We start from the raw sequence: 1,303 nt of genomic DNA, 5'->3' as shown, positions 1-1,303 counted from the left end.
CGGTGGGTCCGGGCTCCCGGGGGCGGGGTGCGGGTGGTGCCTCCTCGGGTCAGTGGAGCGCGGGGCGGCCGAACCGGGTGAGCCAGGTGAAGGTGTGCAGGCCGCGGAGCGTGGGCCCCGGGTCGGCCAGGGAGCGGTCACCCCCGCGGGCCGCGTCCCTGGCCTGGATGCCGAGTGCCGTGGCGACCACCGTCAGCCAGGTCTCGGTCGAGGGTGTGTGGTGCGTGGTGGTGCCGGGTGGCATGCCGCCCGGCAGCGCGGCGAGCGCGTGGCGGCCGGTGAGGACCCGTAAGGGGCCCGCCGAGGCGGGCAGACCGGACAGCAGCTGCGACGGGCAGGACGGACCGGCCGGCCGCGCGGGCGGGGCGAGCGCGTGCGCCAGCTCCCGCACGTGGTGGTGGGCTCCCGGTGCCGTGGTGAACACCGCCACCGGCCGGGCGCCCAGGTGCAGGGCGACCGGCGCCCCGAGGTCCGGGCCGAGCTCCGGTTCCACGGGGAAGACGTAGGTGTCCAGCCGGTCCGGCTGGACGCGCCACTTGCGCCACACCCGCGCGACCGTGGTGTACGAGACGTCCAGCCGGGAGGCGAGCAGGCGCGAGGACCAGCGGGGCGCGCGCAGGGTGGGCGGAGGGATGCCGCGGTCCGCCAGGGTCTCGGCCAGGATCTCCGCCTCGTCCACCTGCACCCGCCGCCCCGGCCGCGGGCGGTCGGTCACCAGCCCCTCAGCCCCGGCATGACCGGCAGCCCCACCGGCGAGGCGATACCCGGTCTGCGGCTCTGCCTCCTCGACGACGCCCTGCGGCCCGTACCCCCGGCGTGACCGGCGAGCTCTACGTCGCGGCCCGCGGCTACCTCGGCCGGCCCCGGGCTCACCGCCGAACGATTCGTCCCGACCCCTTCGCCTCTACCGGCGAATGCATGGACCGCACCGGTGACCTCGCCCGGCACGCCCCGGACGGCGGACTGGAACGCGCGGGCCGCGCCGACAGCCAGGTCAGGGCCCCCTCCCACCGAGAGGACTGACCATGACGAACCCCTTCGACGACCCCGAGGGCCGCTTCCTGGTGCTGGTCAATGACGAGGGCCCGCACTCCCTCCGGCCGGCGTTCGCGGATGTTCCCGAGGGCTGGGAGACGGCCCACCCGGAGGACAACCGTGAGGCGTGCCTCGCCCACATCGAGAAGAACTGGACGGACATGCGTCCGCTGAGCCTGGTGCGGGCGATGGAGGAATCCGCCGGCTCCTGATCGCCCGGGGCTCCGCCTGGTGGCCGTGGCTGGTCCGGCGTGCTGTCACGCCGGAC

At 76.0% G+C, this 1,303-nt stretch carries 2 protein-coding genes; one reads left to right on the top strand and one right to left on the bottom strand.

From position 1 onward, the window contains the following. Nucleotides 1–49: 49 nt before the first annotated feature. Nucleotides 50–715, bottom strand: coding sequence for a hypothetical protein (locus ACFV5N_RS27865; RefSeq protein WP_385605338.1), 666 nt, complete (start codon nucleotides 713–715; stop codon nucleotides 50–52). Between the two features lie 310 nt (nucleotides 716–1,025). Between ACFV5N_RS27865 and ACFV5N_RS27860 the strand changes: the two genes are divergently transcribed. After that, nucleotides 1,026–1,247, top strand: coding sequence for an MbtH family protein (locus ACFV5N_RS27860; protein ID WP_385605335.1), 222 nt, complete (start codon nucleotides 1,026–1,028; stop codon nucleotides 1,245–1,247). Nucleotides 1,248–1,303: the final 56 nt, after the last annotated feature.

The sequence above is a fragment of the Streptomyces sp. NPDC059853 genome, assembly GCF_042731495.1.
Classification (GTDB): Bacteria; Actinomycetota; Actinomycetes; order Streptomycetales; family Streptomycetaceae; genus Streptomyces.
This window is presented reverse-complemented; position numbering and strand designations above follow the sequence as displayed.

Coding starts and splice junctions, on each gene's coding strand:
- ACFV5N_RS27860 (WP_385605335.1), top strand. CDS start 1,026: ATGACGAACCCCTTCGACGACCCCGAGGGCCGCTTCCTGGTGCTGGTC.